At 29.8% G+C, this 2,999-nt stretch carries 3 protein-coding genes and 1 pseudogene; all 4 read right to left on the minus strand.

Translation table 11 applies throughout. From position 1 onward, the window contains the following. On the minus strand, window positions 1–404 hold a 404-nt coding region (locus A9G45_RS02955; RefSeq protein ID WP_141673579.1), incomplete at its 3' end, for a hypothetical protein. Between the two features lie 174 nt (window positions 405–578). Further along, on the minus strand, window positions 579–1,127 hold the full coding sequence (locus tag A9G45_RS02960; protein WP_081297797.1) for a hypothetical protein: 549 nt from the start codon (window positions 1,125–1,127) through the stop codon (window positions 579–581). Window positions 1,128–1,329: 202 nt separating this feature from the next. Next, the gene (locus tag A9G45_RS02965) at window positions 1,330–2,340 is read right to left on the minus strand and encodes a hypothetical protein (protein WP_065567488.1); all 1,011 of its coding nucleotides are present in this window, start codon (window positions 2,338–2,340) and stop codon (window positions 1,330–1,332) included. Window positions 2,341–2,370: 30 nt separating this feature from the next. Beyond that, a pseudogene (locus A9G45_RS14285) lies at window positions 2,371–2,999 on the minus strand (hypothetical protein); the annotation flags it as partial.

Below are 2,999 nucleotides of genomic sequence, written 5' to 3' on the forward strand. Positions count from 1 at the left end.
TGTGCCACTTCTTTCCACCACAGTGACGGTTTAATGCGTTGCTCTTTTTCTATTTTCCAATTAGTTTGAATATATTTAAACGCTTCGTCCACCAACTTGAAGACATAATCACGTAGGTAAGGTTGGGTGATGCCGAGCTCGTTTAAGCCTGCTTCAATCATCTCTTTTTTCTGTTGTCTCTCTTCTTCAAACAGTTCATCAACTTCGTTCCATTTGCTTAATGCTTCATCGGCATACCATTCACTTTCATATTTTACCAGTAAATGCCCTATCCGCTCTGCGGCCCAACTTCGGCGTAGCGCTTCCTTTAAATCCCTTTCTGTAAAAGTAGGTGGCGGTAGACCTTTTTTTCGTTGTGTTGAATATATCAGTGTTCCTGTCAAAATTTGGTGTAATGCGTGCATCTTTGGGGTGTAATTTTCTTATTTACCTAAACGAACTTTACTGCCTTTGAGCAATAAATCCACAAATTTTGTGTTTTTTCCCTTTTCGCGTATCACGCTGCCGATAATGGTTTCTACTTTTTTCATCAGCTGTAACTGATGATGTAATTAAATTCAGGTATGATAAAAAGTAATTTAATTATTGTTGGTTTTTTCTTTAAGATATCCATCTTGATTTAAATAATAATGCTTAATTGTTAAATTATTATCATATTCTGTTGTAACGGTAATGATAAAATCCTTTGAAATAGTAAAATGTGTTTTTTCAATTAGATTTTCATTATTTCCTGGTTCGTACCATTCACCTTCAACGTATAAATCTGATCGTATTTGATTATCTTTTATTGTCAATAAATAAAGTCTGTAAGGAAAATCACCACAATCCTGTGGCACCAAAATCATATTAATGTCATTTTTTGATGGTAGAGGTATATAACGAAAATCTATTTCGCAATTCCATGATGCCAAATCTTTAATCTTGCAATTTTCATTATTAGTTAAATTATATTGTGTATTTTTATGTGCTTTATTTAATGGTAAAGTATCTGTACTTTTTTCAAAACAGGCATTTTTATTATTTTGTTGGATAATTGTGTTTACATGATGTTGAATAGGGGGTTCTTGTGCATAAGCAAAAAAAGGAATTACACCGAACACTAAATAAATTATATAGTTATTTATCATAATATATCCTAAAATTATTCATTAGCTATTTTTTACAATAATGAAGACAATGGCTTTCTACCCAGTACGGCTTATTTTGAAGCATAAACGAATTGTAAAGAAATCCTCATTATTCTCAGGATTAGAAACATTCCCCCTAACCTTATAGGTGAAAATGTTTTTTTACGTACTTGAATTAATTTTGCCTATTTGCAATTAAAAACTATCTTTTTATCTTAACAAATTTTCCTTGTTTATTAATGACATAGTGAATTTTACTGACTAAAGCGGTTGGTCTTTTCTTGTAATCATATGGCGAGTTAAAATGTTTGATTGTTATGCGATAATTTTTATCGATAAAATATTTACTCCAAATACCTCCATCCTCCAGCTCACTAGTTTCACCTATTTCTAGCCTATCAATCAAATTAAAATCATCCGAAAGGCTAATTAATGATAAACGTTCTGCTGAATTAATAGCAACGGAGGACAGCAATAATAATTTTATTTTTTTATAAGATTTTAATTTCAATGCCCTAAAACAACCATCATCCATCATTCCTTTAAAAAAATAATTAAATTCATCAAAACAACCATCGTCAAACTTTCCTTCAACAAAAGGATCAACTTTATCCGTTATTGGTAAAAAAATATCATTGTTACTATTAACTTCATCACCCCAATAATAATTATTCAATGGAACATCTATAATATTTAATTTTTCATAAATAGTTGCTAGCGTTTCACGCATCTTCTGCTTTAATTTAAACGCCAAAACAATATCATCATTCGTAAATAAAAAAAGGTAATCGGAAATAAGCACTAATGAGGGATTTAAATTATATTGCTTAGGTAATGTTACAAAATCAAAATATTGATTTTCTTGTTGATTACCCGTTAACTCTAAACGTTCCAATACTTTTTGTAACAATTCGTGGGAGCGTAGGGATAAATTGTCGGTAACTTGATGTACATTAATTATATGATTTTCATCTAATATTAATTTGCTGTCTGAACTTTTTACCGATATATTTTTTATTTCGTTAAGTCGTGTATATAAAGCTTCATGTTTAAGTGGAGTATCGGGTAAATAAGTAATATCAACTAATTGCCACTCTGTAATATCCTGCTTTGTTAATGTATTGGGATCATTTTTTATTTCATTCGCACTTACTGCTAATGCGATAAAACAACAAAAAAATAAAACGAAAAAACGATTTAGTATTGTTAGCATTATTTCCTCCTCTAATTTATTCTATTTTTCTTATTTATTAATAAGGGTAATTAGTTTTTCTTTATTTAAAGTTGCGGCATCAGTACAAAAATATTCATCTAATAAATATTGTTTTTCAAATGATCTAACATCCATATGAATCCAACTATATGTATGATTTCTATCTATTATTGAATTATCCTTTTTTAAACCTATTGGCTCAGTGCTAAAAAGGTTGCTATTTGCCCATTTGTTTTGCGCATTAAGGTAAGTTGCAAAGAAGTTATCACGAATATACATTAAGGGTTCAATATTAATGTAAAATCGATGTCTGATTTCCCAATTACCTTTATTAAACTGAATATCTAAAGCTTTTCCTCTGTGATTAGAAGTAGTTCCTCCTTCCTTATGCAAAGAACATCTATATCCCGATGAAATTTCTCTAAACTTATAAACATTTTGTCTACTTAAATAAAAGTTTAGCGCACAAAATCCAAATAATAATGATCTATGTAACCCTGGATATTCATATTTATTAAATTGTTCTGGTGAGGTATTTTTTCCTGAACCATTACCAAATCCACTACATTGTTTAGGAGAACACCTACATTTCAGTTGTAACCAAATCGTATTATTAATCGTATATTCTTCTTGAAATCTATCAATTGCTTGTATAACTT

Source organism: Gilliamella sp. HK2, from assembly GCF_001690265.1.
Classification (GTDB): Bacteria; Pseudomonadota; Gammaproteobacteria; order Enterobacterales; family Orbaceae; genus Gilliamella; species Gilliamella apicola_C.